Annotated in this window: 14 protein-coding genes and 1 tRNA gene; 12 read left to right on the top strand and 3 right to left on the bottom strand. The window is 59.7% G+C overall.

What is annotated here, in order from left to right; genetic code table 11:
• The first annotated feature begins 51 nt into the window (after positions 1-51).
• The 12 genes from ACTNBZ_RS05460 to ACTNBZ_RS05515 all read left to right on the top strand — a co-directional run bounded on the left by ACTNBZ_RS05460 (position 52) and on the right by ACTNBZ_RS05515 (position 13844).
• On the top strand, positions 52-888 hold the full coding sequence (locus ACTNBZ_RS05460) for a DegV family protein (protein WP_441208665.1): 837 nt from the start codon (positions 52-54) through the stop codon (positions 886-888).
• 118 nt (positions 889-1006) lie between these two features.
• A complete protein-coding gene (locus tag ACTNBZ_RS05465; protein WP_441208666.1) occupies positions 1007-2248 on the top strand; it encodes a WYL domain-containing protein in 1242 nt (413 codons plus the stop codon).
• 193 nt (positions 2249-2441) lie between these two features.
• Positions 2442-3299: a 16S rRNA (adenine(1518)-N(6)/adenine(1519)-N(6))-dimethyltransferase RsmA gene (rsmA, locus tag ACTNBZ_RS05470; RefSeq protein WP_441208667.1), complete on the top strand. Its 858-nt coding sequence runs from the start codon at positions 2442-2444 to the stop codon at positions 3297-3299.
• 269 nt (positions 3300-3568) lie between these two features.
• Positions 3569-5296 carry a phosphoenolpyruvate carboxykinase (GTP) gene (locus ACTNBZ_RS05475; RefSeq protein WP_441208705.1) on the top strand — a complete coding sequence of 576 codons (1728 nt, stop codon included), beginning with the start codon at positions 3569-3571 and terminating at the stop codon, positions 5294-5296.
• 303 nt (positions 5297-5599) lie between these two features.
• Positions 5600-6079: an NADH-quinone oxidoreductase subunit NuoE family protein gene (locus ACTNBZ_RS05480; protein ID WP_441208668.1), complete on the top strand. Its 480-nt coding sequence runs from the start codon at positions 5600-5602 to the stop codon at positions 6077-6079.
• Positions 6076-7950 (top strand): NADH-ubiquinone oxidoreductase-F iron-sulfur binding region domain-containing protein, encoded by a 1875-nt coding sequence (locus tag ACTNBZ_RS05485; protein WP_441208669.1) that lies wholly within the window; start codon positions 6076-6078, stop codon positions 7948-7950. Before ACTNBZ_RS05480 ends, ACTNBZ_RS05485 begins: the two co-directional genes overlap by 4 nt.
• A gap of 18 nt (positions 7951-7968) precedes the next feature.
• Complete coding sequence (gene fdhF / locus ACTNBZ_RS05490) at positions 7969-10683, top strand: formate dehydrogenase subunit alpha (protein ID WP_441208670.1); 2715 nt, start codon at positions 7969-7971, stop codon at positions 10681-10683.
• Between the two features lie 58 nt (positions 10684-10741).
• The gene (locus tag ACTNBZ_RS05495; RefSeq protein ID WP_441208671.1) at positions 10742-11461 is read left to right on the top strand and encodes a formate dehydrogenase accessory sulfurtransferase FdhD; all 720 of its coding nucleotides are present in this window, start codon (positions 10742-10744) and stop codon (positions 11459-11461) included.
• Positions 11462-11533: 72 nt separating this feature from the next.
• Entirely contained in the window at positions 11534-12274 is a 741-nt protein-coding gene (locus ACTNBZ_RS05500; RefSeq protein WP_441208672.1) for an N-acetylmuramoyl-L-alanine amidase, read from the top strand.
• A 278-nt stretch (positions 12275-12552) separates the two neighbouring features.
• Positions 12553-12629 (top strand) — tRNA-Arg (locus ACTNBZ_RS05505).
• Between the two features lie 477 nt (positions 12630-13106).
• Positions 13107-13577, top strand: coding sequence for a glycine/betaine/sarcosine/D-proline family reductase selenoprotein B (locus ACTNBZ_RS05510; RefSeq protein ID WP_441208673.1), 471 nt, complete (start codon positions 13107-13109; stop codon positions 13575-13577).
• 24 nt (positions 13578-13601) lie between these two features.
• On the top strand, positions 13602-13844 hold the full coding sequence (locus ACTNBZ_RS05515; protein ID WP_441208674.1) for a hypothetical protein: 243 nt from the start codon (positions 13602-13604) through the stop codon (positions 13842-13844).
• 172 nt (positions 13845-14016) lie between these two features.
• On the opposite strand, the gene ACTNBZ_RS05520 is transcribed toward ACTNBZ_RS05515, so the two are convergent.
• Genes ACTNBZ_RS05520 through ACTNBZ_RS05530 form a run of 3 tightly spaced genes read right to left on the bottom strand, consistent with a single transcriptional unit; the run spans position 14017 to position 17594 of the window.
• Entirely contained in the window at positions 14017-15549 is a 1533-nt protein-coding gene (locus ACTNBZ_RS05520; protein WP_441208675.1) for an ABC transporter ATP-binding protein, read from the bottom strand.
• Between the two features lie 14 nt (positions 15550-15563).
• Positions 15564-16490, bottom strand: a complete 927-nt coding sequence (locus ACTNBZ_RS05525; protein WP_441208676.1) for an ABC transporter permease — start codon at positions 16488-16490, stop codon at positions 15564-15566.
• 12 nt (positions 16491-16502) lie between these two features.
• A complete protein-coding gene (locus ACTNBZ_RS05530; protein ID WP_441208677.1) occupies positions 16503-17594 on the bottom strand; it encodes an ABC transporter permease in 1092 nt (363 codons plus the stop codon).

Genomic DNA, 17594 nt, shown 5'->3' on the forward strand with positions numbered 1-17594 from the left:
GGTCACAAGATTTGAATCTGATTTTAAATATGATATCAAGGAATGATGTTCATGAGTTTTAGGATCGTCGTGGACAGCTGCTGCGACCTGACCCCCGCCATGCTGGCCGATCCCTGCTTCGTCAAGGTCCCCCTCACCATCCAGGTGGGCCCCCACTCTTTTGTGGATGACGCCGCCTTTGATCAGGCCACCCTGCTCTGGCGCATGAAGGAGAGCGAGGACGCTCCCACCACCTCCTGCCCCTCTCCCGCCGCCTATCTGGAGGCTTTCGGCACCGGGGAGGACGATATCTATGTGGTCACCCTCTCCGCCCTCCTCTCGGGTTCCCACAACAGCGCCGCCCAGGCGCGGCTCATGTTCCTGGAGGAGCATCCCAATGCCAATGTCCACATCTTCAACTCCTGCTCCGCCTCCTCCGGAGAGGTACTGCCCGCCCTGAAGATCCGGGAGCTGGCCCAGTCCGGCATGGACTTCTCCTCCGTGGTGGATCAGGTCTCCCGCTTCATCAGCGAGATGGAGACCCTGTTCGTGCTGGAGACTCTGGACAATCTGCGGAAAAACGGCCGTCTCTCCCGGCTCCAGAGCATCGTTACCGGCACACTGAAGATCAAGCTGCTCATGGGCGCCACCCCCGAGGGCGAGATCTGCAAGCGGGGGCAGGCCCTGTCCGTCAGGCAGGCCCTTTCAAAAATGGTATCCCTCATGGCTGCGGATGAGAAGCACCAGGGCCGCATCCTCTGTATCACTCACTGCAACTGTCTGGAGCGGGCTTTCTCTCTCAAGGAGATGGTGCTCAAGAGTTGCCGCTTCCGGGATATCATCCTCTGCGAGACTCACGGCATCTCCACCGTCTACGCCAACGACGGCGGCGTTATTGCGGCATATTGATCCCAATCCCACGCTGGCCAGGTCCCTTCCGGGCATGCCCGGAAGGGACTCTTTCTGTTTACAGCGGCCCCTCGCCTGTGCTATACTGGAATCGAACAAAATTTCGGGAGGTGCCGGGATGTCTGCCAGCCGTCTCTTTGGCATTTTCTATTACCTGCTGGACCATGGGCAGGCCACCGCACCTGAGCTGGCCGCCCGGTTCGAGGTATCTGTCCGCACCATCTACCGGGACATTGACGCGCTCTCAGCCGCCGGCGTGCCCGTATATGCCGTCCCCGGCCACGGCGGCGGGATATCCCTGCTGGATAATTGTATTCTGGAGCGCTCCTCCTTCAGCGAACAGGAACAGACTCAGATCATGACTGCCCTTCAGAGCCTGCCCGAATCGGTCCGTGCGGAATCGGAGCACACCCTGTCCAAGCTCTCCGCCCTTTTCCGCCGGCGGCCTCCGGACTGGCTTCAGGTGGACCTGTCCCACTGGGGGCAGTCCGGCCCCGACCACGAAAAGTTCCGGCAGCTGCGTACCGCCATCCTGGAACGCCGGGTCATTTCCTTCACCTACGTCAGCTCCGCCGGGCAGACCACACAGCGTCTTGCCCTGCCCGCCCGTCTCTGCTTCAAGGGGCAGGCCTGGTATCTCCAGGCCTTCTGCCTGGAGCGGCAGGACTACCGCACCTTCAAGATCAGCCGTATGCTGCGCCTCACCGTTTTGGAGGAGCAGTCCCGCCAGATGCCGGAACCGCCGCCCATCGAGGCGGGCGGCTCCCCGCCCCCTTTTCTGGTCTCCGTGACGCTGCGCTTTGCGCCCTGGATGGCCTACCGGGTGTACGACGAATTTGATGAGAGCTGCATCACGGCGGAGGAGGACGGCTCTTTCCTCGTGCGCGTCACCTTTCCTGAGGACCAGTGGCTCTACGGCTATCTGCTCTCCTTCGGCGCGGCGGTGGAGGTCCTCTCCCCTGCCGCGCTCAAGGCCCGGCTGGGACTGCTGGCCCGGGAGATCTGGCGGGGCTGTTCCGGCCTTGACAGCAGTTGTCAGGTTTGTCATGGTATCATGAGCTTATCCAATCAAAAGGAGGAATCTCTCATGTCATTCGATCCCAACGACTTCTGTCAGTCCTGCGGCATGCCCATTACCGACCCCAACCTCCACGGCACCGAGCAGGATGGCTCCGCCAGCCCCCACTACTGCAAGTACTGCTATCAGAACGGCGCCTTCACCGGCGACATGACCATGGAGGAGATGATTGACTTCTGCACACCCTTCATGGTCCAGGGCCACCCGGAGATGACCGCCGAGCAGGCAAAAACCCAGATGCGCCAGTTCTTCCCCATGCTGCTGCGCTGGCGGAAGGGCTGAGTCTCCCTCCGACCAGAGATACGGAGCCCTTTTTCTCCCTCGCTGAGCAGTTCTGAACCGACGCCCGCCCCCATATCACATGATGTGGGGGCGGAGCTTTTTCGGGACAGCAGACTTTTCCCCATCCCGGGATGACAAACGGCACAGGAAATGGTATACTGATATTTATTACACCGAAAAGGCGGTCAAAGACATGGATCTCTGCAATATCCGGGATATCAAGGCCCTGCTGGGCCGGCACGGTTTTCATTTTTCCAAATCCATGGGGCAGAATTTCCTCATCGAGAGCTGGGTGCCCCGGAACATTGCCGAGGCGTCGGGTGCCGATGAGACCTGCGGCGTCATCGAGGTGGGCCCCGGCATCGGCCCGCTGACGGTACAGCTGGCCGGCCGGGCCAAAAAAGTGGTGGCCGTGGAGCTGGACCGTACCCTGCTCCCCGTCCTGGCCGAGACCCTGGCAGAGCACCCCAATGTGGAGGTAGTGCCCGGCGACGTGATGAAGCTGGACCTGGCGGCCCTGGCGGCGGAAAAACTGCCCGGCCTCACCCCCATGGTGTGCGCCAATCTGCCCTACAACATTACTACTCCGGTGATCACCGCCTTTCTGGAGGCCCATGTGTTTTCCGCTATTACCGTCATGATCCAGCGGGAGGTGGCCCGGCGCATCTGCGCCGCTCCCGGTTCTCCGGATTATGGAGCGTTTTCTGTGTTCTGCCAGTACTATGCGGAACCTGAACTTCTGTTCGACGTGCCCCCCGAGTGCTTCCTCCCCGCGCCCAAGGTGACCTCCTCAGTGATCCGCCTGATTCCCCGCTCTTCTCCTCCTCAGACACTGGTGGATGACCAGACCTTCTTCCGGGTGGTCCGGGCCGCCTTTGCACAGCGGCGCAAGACCCTGATCAACAGTCTCAGCAGCTCAGGCTATGACAAAAATATGGTACGCTCCGCTCTTGCCGCCTGCGGGCTGCCGGAAACGGTCCGCGGAGAGCGGTTGGGCATCCCGGAATTCGCCGCGCTGGCAGCTTATCTCTATTCTGCAGGCACTTTTTGAGTACTTCTTCCCGCTGAAGCAGCATTAAGCCGGTGCTTACGGCTTCGTCTTTTTCTCTTTGTCTCAAATGACGGTAACGGCCCCAAAATAATTTGTATTTTCGCCTATTTCCCGGTTTTTCCTCTTTTCCCCTTCTCTTTTTTGCAAGAAACAGAAAATCTACTTGCTTTTCGGCGCTGTTTCTTGTAAAATGAAGCCAATCGTGATACAGGGAGGTAATTGCTTTGGAACTTACAAATAACAAGGCGGCTCTGGAGTGGATCAACAAGATGGTCGCTCTGACCTGTCCTGACCAGATCGTCTGGATCGACGGAAGCGAGAGCCAGCTGGCCCAGCTGCGGGAGCAGGCCGTTCAGGAGGGCATCCTGACCGAGCTCAACCAGGAAAAGCTGCCCGGCTGCTACCTGCACCGCACCGATCCCAACGACGTGGCCCGTGTTGAGGACCGCACCTTCATCTGCTGTGAGAAGGAAGAGGACGCCGGCCCCACCAACCACTGGATGGCGCCCGCCGAGATGTACGCCAAGATCAACGAGATGGCTTCCGGCGCCTATAAGGGCCGCACCTGCTACATCATCCCCTACTCCATGGGCCCCATCGGCTCTCCCTTTGCCAAATACGGCTTTGAGCTTACCGATTCCATCTATGTGGTCCTGAACATGAACATCATGACCCGGATCGGCGAGGCCGTCTGCGATGCTCTGGGTGATGACGAGGGCTTCATCAAGGGCCTGCACTGCCAGCTCAACCTGGACAAGGACGGCAAGTACATCGTTCATTTCCCCCAGGACAACACCATTGTGTCCCTCAACTCCAATTATGGCGGAAACGTGCTTCAGGGCAAGAAGTGCTTCGCCCTGCGCATTGCCTCCAACCTCGGCCGTGACGAGGGCTGGATGGCCGAGCATATGCTGATCCTGGGCATCGAGAATCCCAAGGGCGAGGTCCGCTACCTGTCTGCCGCTTTCCCCTCTGCCTGCGGCAAGACCAACCTGGCCATGCTCATTCCTCCCGAGGGCTACCGCAAGGCCGGCTGGAAGGTCTGGTGTGTGGGCGACGATATCGCTTGGCTCCGCGTGGGCGCGGACGGTCGCCTGTATGCCGTGAACCCCGAGTATGGCTTCTTCGGCGTGGCCCCCGGCACCAATGCCAAGTCCAACTTCAACGCTCTGGAGTCCACCAAGAAGGACACCATCTTCACCAACGTGGCCTATAATCCCGCTGACGGCACCGTGTGGTGGGACGGCCTGACCAAGGGCGACGCCATCCCCGAGTCCCTGATCGACTGGAACGGTCTGGAGTGGCACCGCGGCGACGAGAAGAAGCCCGCTCACCCCAACAGCCGCTTCACCGCTCCCGCCCGCAACTGCCCCTGCCTGTCCAGCGAGTTTGAAAATCCCCAGGGCGTGCCCATCTCCGCCATCATCTTCGGCGGCCGCCGCGCCAAGACCGCTCCCCTGGTCTATCAGTCCCGCGATTGGGACCATGGCGTGTTCGTAGGCTCCACCATGGCCTCCGAGACCACTGCCGCCGCCGCCGGCGCTGTGGGCGTGGTCCGCCGCGATCCCATGGCCATGCTCCCCTTCTGCGGCTACCACATGGCCGACTACTGGCAGCACTGGCTGGACATGGGCCAGAAGCTGGGCGACAAGGCTCCCAAGATCTTCAACGTCAACTGGTTCCGCACCGATGACCAGGGCAACTTTGTGTGGCCCGGCTTCGGCGACAACCTGCGTGTTCTGGAGTGGATCATGAAGCGCGCCTTCGACGAGGTGGACGCTGTGGAGACCGCTATCGGCTATCAGCCCCGTCCCGAGGACATCAATATTGACGGCCTGAATATCACCGTGGACGACCTGAAGGCCATGCTGGGCGTGGATGTGGACCTGTGGAAGCAGGAAGCCGCCGCTATCCGCGAGTTCTACGGCAAATTCGGCGACAAGCTGCCCAAGAAGCTGGCTGATGAGCTGGACGAGCTGGATAGCCGTCTCAACTGATCTACTTCCTCTCTGCTTTGCTGAATACAGATCAAATCGAAATGTACGGGCTCAAATATAATTTGAGCCCGTACATTTTCTTTTTATAATCTCACGTTTCTTCTTTGATATAAATCGTTTGTAATATAGACTTATAATTTTAAACTTATCAGGACAATTTTTATTGCCAACCGAAGCTAAATGGTGTATCCTATTAGACATAATAATTCTATTTCCGTCTGACGTACAAAACAGACGCCGGCTGCATTGCCCGATCCACAGAACATTCGACCAGTGCAAATCAGCAAGCAAGGAGGAGCATTCATGTTAGATCCGTCCTATTTTGCCAGGGCAGATGAATTCATCGCCCGATATGGTAAAAAGCCCAGCGCCATTATTCCCGTTCTGGAGGATATCCAGGAGGAATACCGCTACATTCCGCGGGAACTTCTCACTTATGCGGCAGATAAACTGGGGATCAAAGAATCCAAGGCATACAGTATCGCCACTTTTTATAAAAATTTTTCTTTTGAGCCCAAAGGGAAATATGTGATTAAGGTATGCGACGGCACCGCCTGCCACGTCCGGCATTCCGCCCCCATTCTGGCTGCCATACAGAAGGAATTGGGCCTGAGCCCCAATCAGCATACCACCGACGATATGCTCTTTACCATAGAGACCGTATCCTGTCTGGGCGCCTGTGGGCTGGCTCCCACCCTGACCGTCAACGATGAGGTGCATCCCAAGATGACGCCGGAAAAAGCGGTCGCACTGCTGCAGGAATTGAGAGGTGCCGCGCGATGAATATTGAAAGCAGAGAAACCCTCCTGACCCGCCGTGAGGCTGCCCAGGCCGCTCTGAGCGCCTGCCACTGCCGTATCCTGGTCTGCTCCGGCACCGGATGCCTCGCTTCCGGTTCTCAGGTCATTTATGAGACTATGCGGGAGCTGTGCGCCGGCCTTTCCAATGTTTCAGTAGAATCCAATGGCCACGTGCCTCATATCGGCATCGCCAATACCGGCTGCCAGGGCATCTGTGAATTGGGCCCCCTGGTCCGGATCGAGCCTTATCATTACCAGTACATCAGAGTCCAGCCCGAGGACTGCCGCGAGATTTTTGAAAAAACCGTTCTCAAGGGCGAGCCCGTGGAGCGGCTGTTTTACAAAGATCGGAACAGCAAGTCCTGCCAGAAGCCGGAGGACATTCCCTTCATGGCCGGCCAGACCCGGCTGGTACTGGAGCACTGCGGCAGCATCGATGCGGTCTCCCTGGACGAATATATCGCCGTGGGAGGCTATGACGCCCTGTCCAAAGCACTCTTCGAAATGACCCCTCAGCAGGTAATCGATGAGGTGGACCGTTCCGGCCTCCGGGGCCGCGGAGGCGGCGGCTTTCCCACCGGACGGAAGTGGAAGCAGGTGGCCGCCCACAAGGACGCGCCCGTCAAATATGTGGTCTGCAACGGCGACGAGGGCGACCCCGGCGCCTTTATGGACGGCTCGGTGATGGAGGGCGATCCCTACAAGCTCATCGAGGGCCTCACCATTGCCGGCTACGCAGTAGGCGCCACCGAGGGCTACATCTACGTCCGCGCCGAGTACCCCAACTCGGTAGCCCGACTCCAGTACGCCATCAGCCAGGCCGAGGAGGCCGGCCTGCTGGGCGACGACATCATGGGCAGCGGCGTCCGCTTCCACCTCCATGTCAACCGGGGCGCCGGCGCCTTTGTCTGCGGCGAGGGCAGCGCCCTCACCGCCTCCATCGAGGGCTGCCGCGGTATGCCCCGCACCAAGCCGCCCCGCACCGTGGATCAGGGCCTTTGGGGCCAGCCCACTGTTCTCAACAACGTGGAGACCTATGCCAACGTGCCCAATATCGTCCTGCGGGGCGCGGACTGGTTCCGCACCATCGGCTCGGACAACAGCCCCGGCACCAAGACCTTCTCCATCACCGGCGCGATCGCCAACACCGGCCTGATCGAGGTCCCCATGGGCACCACCCTGCGGGAGATCATCTATGACATCGGCGGCGGCATCAAGAGCGGCGGAACCTTCAAGGCCGTCCAGATCGGCGGTCCCTCCGGCGGCTGTCTTACCCAGGAGCACCTGGACGTCGGCCTGGACTTCGATTCAGTCAAAAAATACGACGCCATCGTGGGCTCCGGCGGCCTGGTGGTCATGGACGAGCACACCTGTATGGTGGAGGTGGCCCGCTTCTTTATGAGCTTTACCCAGCGGGAGAGCTGCGGCAAGTGCTCCCCCTGCCGCATCGGCACCAAGCGGATGCTGGAGATTCTGGAGCGCATCGTGGCCGGCAAGGGTACCATGGAGGACCTGGACAAGCTGGAGGAGATCGCCCAGTTCGTCCGCCAGAACTCTCTGTGCGGTCTGGGCAAGAGCGCTCCCCTTCCCGTCATCAGCACCCTCAAGCGGTTCCACAAGGAGTACGAGGAGCATATTACAGAGAAAAAATGCGCCGCCCATGTCTGCGAGGCCCTGCGGATCTATCAGGTGGACCCCCACAAGTGTATCGGCTGCACCAAGTGCGCCCGGAACTGCCCCGTGGGGGCCATTTCCGGCGCGGCCAGGCAGCCCCACACCATTAACGCCGCCAAGTGCATCAAGTGCGGCGCATGCCAGGCGGGCTGTCCCGTGGACGCCATTTCCGTGGAATAAAGGAGGATAACCACTGTCATGAATTTGATCCATGTTACCATCGATGGTATCCCCATCGAGGTGGAACAGGGCACCACCATCCTGGAGGCCGCCGAGCAGATCGGTGTGAAGATCCCCACCCTGTGCTATCTCAAGGGCCTGATGCCCGACGGCTCCTGCCGCATCTGTACGGTGGAGATCGAAAACCGGGGCCGCAGCAAAATGGATACCGCCTGCTCCGCCCATTGCTCTGAGGGCGACCATATCCAGACCCGAAGCGAAGCTGTAGTTAAGGCCCGCCGCGGCATTCTGGATATGCTGCTCTCCAATCACCCCACCAACTGCTTCTCCTGTCCCTCCAACGGTGACTGCAAGCTGCAGGACCTGTGCTACGAGTACGGCGTGAGGGAGACCTCCTGTCCCGGTGAGATGTCCGATCTGCCGGTGGATGACTCCAATCCCTTCTTTACCTACGATCCCAACCTGTGTATCCTGTGCCACCGCTGCGTAAATGTCTGCCACAAGCTCACCGGCTGCGGCGCCATCGACACTATGGAGCGGGGCTTTGAATCCGTCATCAGTCCACCCTTCGGCATGCCCTGGAGCGAGAGCTCCTGCGAGTCCTGCGGCAACTGCGTGGCCGCCTGCCCCACCGGCGCCCTTACTTCCAAGCGTAAGAGGGATTACCGCCCCTGGCAGGTGGAGAAAGCCGTCCGCACCACCTGTCCCCACTGCGCGGTGGGCTGTCAGTTTGACCTTCTGGTAAAGGACGGCCGTGTGGTGGACACCAGGGCCGCCGACGGCCCCTCCAACAAAGGGCTCCTCTGCGTCAAAGGCCGCTCGGGTTCCTTCGATTTTGTCCACTCCGGCCGCCGCCTCACGGCTCCCCTGATCCGGGACCGGGCTACCAATGAGTTCCGGGAGGCCTCCTGGGACGAGGCCCTGGACCTGGTGGCCAACCGCATGATGGACATCAAAAAAGAGTACGGCCCTGATGCACTGGCCGGTTTTGCCTGCTCCCGCTCCACCAACGAAGACATCTACATGCTGCAGAAAATGGTGCGCACCTGTTTCGGTACCAACAATACCGACAACTGCGCACGTGTGTGACACGCTCCCACAGTTGCCGGTCTGGCAACCACTTTGGGCTCCGGTGCGATGACCAATACCTTCGCCGATGTGAGCCAGTGCTCCGACGTGATCATGCTCGTCGGTTCCAATCCTGAGGAGGCACACCCCGTTTTCGGCATGCAGATCCGCCAGGCGGTCCAGCGCGGCGCCCGGCTGATCGTCGTAGACCCCCGCGACATCGGCCTGTCCAGGCAGGCCGCCATCCATCTCAAGCTCAGGCCCGGCACCAACGTGGCCTTTGCCAATGGCATGATGAATATTATCCTGTCCGAAGGTCTGGAGGACAAGGACTTCATCGCCGAGCGCACGGAGAACTTTGAAGCCCTCCGCGAGGCCGTCAAGGATTATACCCCCGAACGGGTGGCTGAGATCTGTCATATCGACGCCGATGACCTCCGGGCCGCTGCCCGGTTGTACGCCACGGCGGAGCGCGCCCCCATCTGTTACTGTCTGGGCGTCACGGAACACTCCACCGGTACCGAGGGCGTCATGTCCCTGTCCAACCTGGCCATGCTGGTGGGCAAGCTGGGCCGGGAGGGCTGCGGCGTCAATCCCATCCGCGGTCAGAACAATGTGCAGGGCGCCTGCGACATGGGCGCCTCCCCCACCGATCTTCCCGGCTATCAGAAGGTCTCCGATCCTGCCGTGCGGGCCAAATTTGAGCAGGCCTGGGGTGTGTCCCTCAACCCCAAACCCGGCATGTTCGCCACCGACTGCTTCCCCGCCATGCTGGAGGGCAGGCTTCGCGGCCTCTTTATCTTCGGAGAGGATCCGGTCCGTACCGATCCCGATACCGGCCATGTGCTCAAAGCCCTTCGCTCTCTTGATTTTCTGGTGGTCCAGGAGCTCTTTATGACCGAGACCGCCAAACTGGCCGATGTGGTGCTCCCCGGCGTCAGCTATGCGGAAAAAGAGGGAACCTTTACCAACAGTGAGCGCCGGATCCAGCGTGTCCGCAAGGCCGTCACCATTCCCGGCGCCGCCCGTCCGGATGCCGAGATCTTCATGGATCTGATGAACCGTATGGGCTACTCTCAGCCCTGCCTCACCCCTGCCCAGATCATGGACGAGATCGCCTCACTGGCACCCATTTACGCAGGCGTCAGTCACCGGCGTCTGGACGGCCCTGCTGTAAACGGACAGGGTCTTCAGTGGCCCTGCCCTGCCGGGGACCACCCCGGCACTCCCATTCTCCATGTGGGCCGGTTCAGCCGCGGAAAGGGCTGGTTCTACCCTGCCCGGTATATCCCCTCTGTGGAGCTGCCCGATGAAGAGTATCCCCTTCTGATGATGACCGGCCGCATTCTTTACCACTATAACGCCTGTGCCATGACTGACAAGACTCCCGGTCTGGTGGAGGCCGGCGGCGAATCCTTTATCGAGCTCAACGACCGGGACGCGGCCCGCCTGGGCGCAGCGGACGGTGAAATGGTATCCGTCTCCTCCCGCCGGGGAACGATCTTCACGCGCGCCCGTGTCAGCGGCAAAACCTCTCCGGGCGAGTGCTGGATGCCCTTCCATTACCTGGAGGGCAGCTGCAACTGGCTCACTCACGCCGCGCTGGACCGGATCGCCCGCGCTCCGGAATACAAGGTCTGCGCTGTCAAGGTAGAAAAACTCTGATCTCCGGCCGCGGGGGGTCCTGGGGCTCCCGCGGCTCCGTTTTTCATGGAGTAGTTTTATGTCTCATCTTTCTCTCTCCCGCAGTCATGCGGTCCTGCGGATCGATGCCGGCGCCGCCGCTCCCATTTTGGAAGAGGTCGTCTCCGAGCATCTTCTCCGTGTGGATGTGGCCGGTGAAGCTGCCTTCACCCTGTCCTGTTCCCCCGCCCATCTGGAAGAACTGGTAACCGGCGCACTCTTCAGCCGCAGCCTGATCTCTGCCGCATCCGATGTAAAGTCCCTCTCCTTTTCAGAAGATCTGGGGTATGTCCGGGCAGAACTGACCCCAGGAGCTCCGGCTCCCCGGAGTCATCCCGGCTCCGGCGTGCTGCGGCTGAAGTATTCTCATCTCTGCGGCCTGATGGAGCGCAATCTCACTGCCTCCTCCCTTTTCCGGCGCACCGGCGGGATGCACTGCGTTTCGCTCAGCTTGCCTGAAAGCCCCATTCTGTCCATGGAGGACCTGGCCCGGCACAACGCGGTGGATAAGGTGATCGGCTACGCTTTGCTCCATGATCTCCCGCTGGAGTGCTCTGTATTGGCTGTCAGCGGACGGCTCTCCGCTGATATGATGGAAAAGGCTGTCCGCGCCGGTATCCCTGTCGTTCTCTCCAAAGGAGCCCCCACCGATCGTTCCATCCGTATTGCCCAGGAGAACGGTGTCACACTGGCAGGCTTCGTCCGGGGAGAACGGGTCAACCTCTACACCTGCCCCGAACGCATCGACATTACCATCTGACAGACGATCCGCTCCTTTTAATCACTCTTTTTGCCCTTTCACATAGAATGGTGCAAAAGGAGGTCTTATACTATGCCCATTATTTATCTCTCCCCTTCTACGCAGGAAAACAACCTCTATGTCAACGGCGGTACCGAGGAGGAATGGATGAACCGCCTGGCCGACGCCATGGAACCCTATCTCTCGGCCAACGGCATCCGCTACACCCGCAACACACCCGATATGTCGGCCGCTGCCGCCATCCGTGCCTCTAATTCCGGAAACTATGACCTGCATCTGGCGCTCCACTCCAATGCCGCGCCGGAGGGCCGGTATGGCCAGGTCAGAGGCATCCTGGTTTTCTATTTTCCCGGCAGCACAGAGGGACAGGAGGCAGCCAATCTGGTGGCTGACAATCTGAAGGCCATTTACCCGCTGCCCAATCTGGTCCGGGCACAGCCTACCACTTCTGTAGGTGAAGTCCGCCTGGTACGCGCGCCCTCTGTTTTTATCGAGATGGGCTACCACGACAATCCGGATGATGCCGCCTGGATCAAAAGCAATCTGGAACCCGCCGCCCGCAGCATTGTGCTGGCCCTCACCGAATTTTTTGGGCTTCCCTTCCTGGAACCCCGCCCGCCCCGTTCGGCCGTCGTGGATGTGAGCTGGGGATATCTCAATATCCGGGACCGGCCGGATACCTCCTCCGCCGTCATTGCCCGGGCTTACGACGGCGCTCCCCTGACCGTCCTGAATCAGTGGCAGGGATGGTATGTGGTACGTTTTGGCAGTGTGGTAGGCTGGGCCAGCTCCGACTTTGTTACCCTGATTTGAACTTTCGTTTACAGAAAATTCATATCAAGTTCGAAATCTGTACATCCTTTTTGCCGAAAAAGCTGATATCCTATCATTGTCAGGAACCAGAAGATCAATTGTAACTCCTCCTCTCTCTTCCCTCTCTTTATTGGTCCTGTCCTCCGGCAGGGATGTCAGTTCCCTGCCGGAGGTACAGACTACTTGTGACGTGCACCCGATTCGGTGCGCTTTTTTATTATTCCATTTTTTCCTTGACTTTTAGCTTCCTCTATTATATAATATCATTTGTTCGGTACGCGGCTGTAGCTCAGCTGGATAGAGTGACTGGCTACGAACCAGTAGGTCGGGGGTTCGAATCCCTTCAGCCGTACCAGCTCAGAAAAAGCCCTGAGGCGACGAAAAGGCCTCAGGGCCTTTTCATACGCCGGACGTGCTTTTTCTTCGCTTTCGGCCGCGACCCGCTGCGCTGGGCTTCAATTCGGGTTAAGAAGCAAAAATATCCAGATTAAAGCCACCTGACAATAAAAATACCACGACATATGTCGTGGTATTTTTATTGGGCTTCGGCCCGGTGGAGCGGGCCGAAGCACCATCTCACCATTTAACGGCGGAAGTGAATTCCGCCTATGACAATTCTCCACTTCGTTCCGAATTGACGCCGCACTTAAAGAAACCAGCAGTTTCCGGTCGGAAACTACTGGTTTTACTTTTTATCCCCGGACCACCAAGCTGGCGTTATCGGCGGGGACCGAATCAAGCAGACGCAACGCTTTGTCAAACATATTTTTGCGATATATCCTCGTCCACCCCATTCGCGCCGATTGACGCGGCGATCCGTTTGCCATAAATCTTGCTGCTGTCCAAGTTCCACAAGCAGGCTTTCCATACTGAGGTCATGATGCCCAATCATGAGGAGATCCCCATTCCCGTGCTTACCAAGCCTCTCTCCGAGTGCAGGATCGGTCTTGTGACCGACGGCGGCCTGGTGCCCAAGGGAAATCCTGATCATCAGGTCCCCACAAATTCCAAGTTCTTCCGCAGATACTCCATCGAGGGAATGGAGACGCTGGACCCTGCTGATTGGGAGGTCAGCCACCAGGGCTATAACAATGCCTTTGTTCTCCAGGATCCTAATCGCCTGGTACCGGTAGATGCCCTGCGCCACTTGGTAAAGGAAGGCGTTATCGGCAGTCTCAACGACTGTTTCTACTCCACCGCAGGCGTCATGACACCCATGGAAAAATGCAAGGAGTTTGGCGAAGGGATCGCTCAGGCCCTCAAGGATGACCTCTGTGACGCCGCTATTGAGACCTCTACGTGAGGGACCAGCAGTCGTGGCGGGTCCATGATTACCAAAGAAATCCAGCGTGCTGGTATCCCGGTCATCCAGGTGACCAATCTGACAAAGATCGCCGAGGGCATTGGCGCCAACCGTATCCTGCGGGGCAACAGCGTCCTGCATGTGTTCGGAGATCCCTCCTTGCCCCTTCCCAGTGAGAAAGCATACCGGGAGGCCCATGTCCTCCGGGCTCTGGAAATGCTGGAAAAGATCCCCGAAGAGGGACATCGGGCCATCATCGAAGAATAAGAGACAGTTGTCCGAAAGGGTTGCTGACGCGACTTTGCAGCTACCGGATTAAGTAAAGGGGCGGAGCACATGTGTGTCCGCCCCTTTATTACAAAGAGAATGATATATCTGGATAAAGAGCCTCTCCTTTCCGGCTTCCCAGAAAGGAGAGGCTCCACAGTATATTGAGTTATTACGCCTTCACGCGGATCTCTTCCAGCCGCTTTCCGCCCATCATCAGGCCCATCTCTTCCACGGTGACTTCACCGGGCTTGACGATGCCCATGATCTCGCCTTCGTACATGACGGCCACCCGGTCGGAGAGCTTCATGACCTCCTCCAGCTCGGTGGAGACCAGCAGGACCGCACGGCCCTCGTCCCTCTCATGGACGATGCGCTTGTGGATGTACTCGATGGCGCCTACGTCCACGCCGCGGGTGGGGTGCATGGCGATGAGGAGGCCGGGCTCCCGGCTCACCTCCCGGGCGATGATGACCTTCTGCTGGTTGCCGCCGGACAGGTTCTGGGCCAGCTCAAAGCGGCTGGGCGCCTTGACCTGGAAGTCCCGGATCAGGCGGTCAGTAAAGTCGTTGATATACTTCCAGTCCAGCAGGGGGCCCTTGCCGAACTCAGGCTGATAATAATCCTGCAGGATCATGTTCTCAGCCAGATTCATGGAGAGGATCAGGCCGCTTTTCTGGCGGTCCTGAGGTACGTGGGAGACGCCGCTCTTCATGATCTCACGGGTAGTGGCCTTGGCCAGGTCCAGGTCCTTATAGATGGCAGTACCCGAGGTGGCTTTCTTCAGGCCGGTGAGGCACTCCACCAGCTCGCCCTGGCCGTTGCCGTCCACGCCGGCGATGCCGAAGATCTCGCCCTTGTGGACCTCAAAGCACACATCGTTGAGCAGGCGGTTGCCGTCCTTCTGGCCCAGAGTCAGATGGGAGACGGTGAGCATGGCTTTGGACTGGTCGGTCTCCTTGCGGGTAACCGTCATATCCACCTCACGGCCCACCATCAGGCGGGCCAGCTCGTTGACCGAGATGCCGTCGTTGTTCACGGTGGTGATGCTCTTGCCTTGCCGCAGGACGGTGATACGGTCGCTGATCTCCTGCACCTCGTTGAGCTTGTGGCTGATGAAAATGACAGTGTAGCCGCTCTTGGTCAGCTTGCGCACCATGTTGAAGAGCTCCTCCGTCTCCTGGGGAGTGAGCACGGCGGTGGGCTCGTCCAGGATCAGGATTTTGGCGCCCCGGTACAGGGCCTTGATGATCTCAGCCCGCTGGCGGGCGCCCACAGGCAGAGTCTCCACCTTGGCCATGGGGTCCACGCCCATGTTGTACTCGTCGGCCAGGGCCTTGATCTCCCTGGCAGCGCCCTCCAGGTCCAGCTTGAGCAGGCTCTTGGACTTGGCGCCGATGAGGCAGTTCTCCACCACGCTGAGGGTGGGGATGAGCATGAAGTGCTGGTGCACCATGCCGATGCCCCGGTTCATAGCGTCCTTGGCGGAGCTGAATTTGACTTTCTGCCCTTCCAGCCAGATCTCGCCGGAGGTGGGGTGGTACAATCCGCAGAGCACGTTCATCAGGGTGGACTTGCCCGCGCCGTTCTCGCCCAGCAGGGTATGGACCTCGCCCTTGGCCACACTGAGGTTCACGTCGTCGTTGGCCAGCACGCCGGGGAAGCGCTTGGTGATATGCTTCATTTCCAGGATCATTTCAGACATATGTACGCACCTCCTCAGCCTTTCTTATAGGGCTTGCCAGCCGCGGCGGGGGCCACAGTCTTACCGGCAAAGCCAGCCAGGACCACGATGGTCAGGATATAGGGGATCATGGTCACGAAGTTGTAGGGGATGGGAGAATTGATGGAGGGCAGCAGGTTGGCCACGGCCAGACCAAAGGCGAAGAGCAGGGTGGCCAGCATGACGCCGGTGGGCTTATAGCGGCCGAAGATGACGGCGGCCAGGGCGATAAAGCCGCGGTTGGCCGTCATGTCCTCCTGGAAGGAGTTGAGCAGGCCGGTGGACAGGAATGCGCCGCCCATGGCCATGAGCATGCAGCCCACGATAGTGGCGGCATACCGCATCCGGTACACGTCGATGCCCAGCGTGTCGGCGGCCTTGGGGTTCTCACCCACCGAGCGCAGATTCAGGCCGGTGGGGGTGCGGAACAGGAAGTAGGACACCACGGGCACCAGCAGGAACGCGATGTACACCACGGGCATCTGGTCGAACAGGGCCTCGCCGATGAGGGGGATGCCCTTCAGGACGGGAATGGAGATGCGCTGGAAGGCATACTCCTTAACGGACACGAAGTCCATGCCGAAGATCATGCGGTAGAGCACGGTGCTCACGCCGGCGCCCAAAGTGTTGAACGCCACGCCCACCACCACCTGGTTGGCCCGGAGGCTGACCGTGAGGAAGGCGAAAAGCAGGCCCAACAGGGCGCCCACCAGCATGGCACAGAGCATACCCAGCCACACGTTGTGCATATAATAGGTAGCGGCGATGGCCACGAAGGTGGCGATGAGCATGATGCCCTCGCAGCCGATGTTGATAAGGCCCGCCCGGTTCATGATCAGCAGGCCCAGAGCGCCCAGAAGGATCGGGGTCGCCATACGGATATCGGAGGCCAGAAGGCCGCCTACGATACTGATAAAGTCCATACGCTCTCCTCCTTACGCCGCTTTGGCCGTCTTGGCGTTACGCTTCTTGCGCTTGAAGCTGGTCTCGCGCAGGATCGCGGTAGCCACCACCATGATGATAACGATGGCCTGGATAACCTTGATAATGGCCACGGGGACGCCGGTGGCCCGCTGCATGGAGTTGCCGCCTGCGCGCAGGATGCCGAACAGGAAGGCGCCGGCCACGATGCCCAGCGGCGTATTGGCGCCGATGAGGGCGACGGCCATACCGTCGAAGCCGTATCCGGGAGAGACTGTGGGGAACAGACGTCCCTGCACGCCCATGACCTCGGTGGCGCCGGCCAGACCGGCAACGCCGCCGGCCAGCAGCATGACCAGGACGATATTTTTCTTGGTATTGATGCCGGAGTAGATGGCAGCGTCAGGGTTTTGTCCGGAGACCCGGATCTCATAGCCCTTCTTGCTGGACCAGAGGAACATCCAGAACAGCCAGACAAACACCAGCGCGATGATGATGCCCAGATGGGCCCGGGTCCCTTTCAGGATCACCGGTAGGCTGGCGCTCTCCAGCAGCGGCGAGCTCTGGGCGTCGTTTCCGGGAGGCTCGGTGATGGGGCCGTTGACCATGTACTGCACCAGCTGGATGGCAACGGTGTTGAGCATAACAGTGGTGATGAGCTCACTGGCGTCGAAGCGGACCTTCAGCACGCCCACGATCCAGCCCCAGATGGCGCCGCCCAGGAAGCCGGCGCACATGGTCAGGGGCAGATGGATAGCCATGGGGAGACCGGGGATATAGACGCCGGCGATGGTGGCGAACAGGGCGCCCATATAGAGCTGGCCCTCCATGCCCAGGTTGGTCAGGCCGCAGCGGCTGGCAAGGGCATAGCTGATACCGGTGAAGATCAGGGGAGTCATCTTGACCAGGGTCTCAGCGATGGCGTTCTTTCCACCCAGCGCGCCGCTGATGATCTTGCTCATGGCCTTGAAGGGATCCACGCCCATGGCGGCGATGATCAGCATGCTGATGACCAGAGCCACTACGACCGCCGACACGGAAATGACCGCCTGCCGGGCCGCCGTGGACATGTTGTTGCGGAATTTGATCTTGTCAAATTTCTGCAT

The sequence above is a fragment of the Pseudoflavonifractor sp. HCP28S3_F10 genome, from assembly GCF_052065415.1.
In the GTDB taxonomy this organism is placed as follows: Bacteria; Bacillota; Clostridia; order Oscillospirales; family Oscillospiraceae; genus Pseudoflavonifractor_A.

Excerpts from the sequence above, each read along its gene's own strand:
- ACTNBZ_RS05460 (WP_441208665.1), top strand. The coding sequence starts at position 52 with ATGAGTTTTAGGATCGTCGTGGACAGCTGCTGCGACCTGACCCCCGCC.
- ACTNBZ_RS05465 (WP_441208666.1), top strand. The coding sequence starts at position 1,007 with ATGTCTGCCAGCCGTCTCTTTGGCATTTTCTATTACCTGCTGGACCAT.
- rsmA (WP_441208667.1), top strand. The coding sequence starts at position 2,442 with ATGGATCTCTGCAATATCCGGGATATCAAGGCCCTGCTGGGCCGGCAC.
- ACTNBZ_RS05475 (WP_441208705.1), top strand. The coding sequence starts at position 3,569 with ATGGTCGCTCTGACCTGTCCTGACCAGATCGTCTGGATCGACGGAAGC.
- ACTNBZ_RS05480 (WP_441208668.1), top strand. The coding sequence starts at position 5,600 with ATGTTAGATCCGTCCTATTTTGCCAGGGCAGATGAATTCATCGCCCGA.
- ACTNBZ_RS05485 (WP_441208669.1), top strand. The coding sequence starts at position 6,076 with ATGAATATTGAAAGCAGAGAAACCCTCCTGACCCGCCGTGAGGCTGCC.
- ACTNBZ_RS05495 (WP_441208671.1), top strand. The coding sequence starts at position 10,742 with ATGTCTCATCTTTCTCTCTCCCGCAGTCATGCGGTCCTGCGGATCGAT.
- ACTNBZ_RS05500 (WP_441208672.1), top strand. The coding sequence starts at position 11,534 with ATGCCCATTATTTATCTCTCCCCTTCTACGCAGGAAAACAACCTCTAT.
- ACTNBZ_RS05515 (WP_441208674.1), top strand. The coding sequence starts at position 13,602 with ATGATTACCAAAGAAATCCAGCGTGCTGGTATCCCGGTCATCCAGGTG.
- ACTNBZ_RS05520 (WP_441208675.1), bottom strand. The coding sequence starts at position 15,549 with ATGTCTGAAATGATCCTGGAAATGAAGCATATCACCAAGCGCTTCCCC.
- ACTNBZ_RS05525 (WP_441208676.1), bottom strand. The coding sequence starts at position 16,490 with ATGGACTTTATCAGTATCGTAGGCGGCCTTCTGGCCTCCGATATCCGT.
- ACTNBZ_RS05530 (WP_441208677.1), bottom strand. The coding sequence starts at position 17,594 with ATGCAGAAATTTGACAAGATCAAATTCCGCAACAACATGTCCACGGCG.